The sequence below is a fragment of the Alteromonas sp. MTD1 genome, from assembly GCF_042848195.1.
Taxonomy (GTDB): Bacteria; Pseudomonadota; Gammaproteobacteria; order Enterobacterales; family Alteromonadaceae; genus Alteromonas.
Genome location: NZ_BTGG01000029.1, coordinates 1 through 368, shown reverse-complemented (window position 1 = coordinate 368; position 368 = coordinate 1). Strand labels below are relative to the sequence as shown.

General features: G+C 41.6%; 1 protein-coding gene. It reads right to left on the bottom strand.

All coding sequences use genetic code 11. The features are described from left to right. Nucleotides 1–124: 124 nt before the first annotated feature. A partial coding sequence (locus ACGHAV_RS16965; protein WP_390383386.1) for a hypothetical protein occupies nucleotides 125–368 on the bottom strand: 244 nt, incomplete at its 5' end.

Sequence of the window (368 nt, the reverse complement as noted above, 5' to 3'; positions counted from 1 at the left end):
TAACTTTTAAATAAGGGGCGATAACGCGTAGGGCATAATAGTGAAGCGGCCCTGCGTGTTAGCGTCCCAACGAGCGCCAGCGAGTGACTTTATTTGTTTGTTATGTTGCACAGCTCAATACGGCCTATTTTTCATTAAAAACCATTTGCTTGAAGCATGCTATTGCTTCTTGAACATCCTTGAAACTTTGCAGTTCAAAGCGATACCCACGTTCAAAATAGAATACTTCAATTTCACTACGTGCATCATAGATACAGAAGCCTTCGTAAGACGGAAGGGTGTCTATTGCATAGATTGACTCGTTCACGCCACGAGCAATCATTTCTTTTTTCAGTTCTTGGAGTTCAATTCTCATCGTGCTACATAAC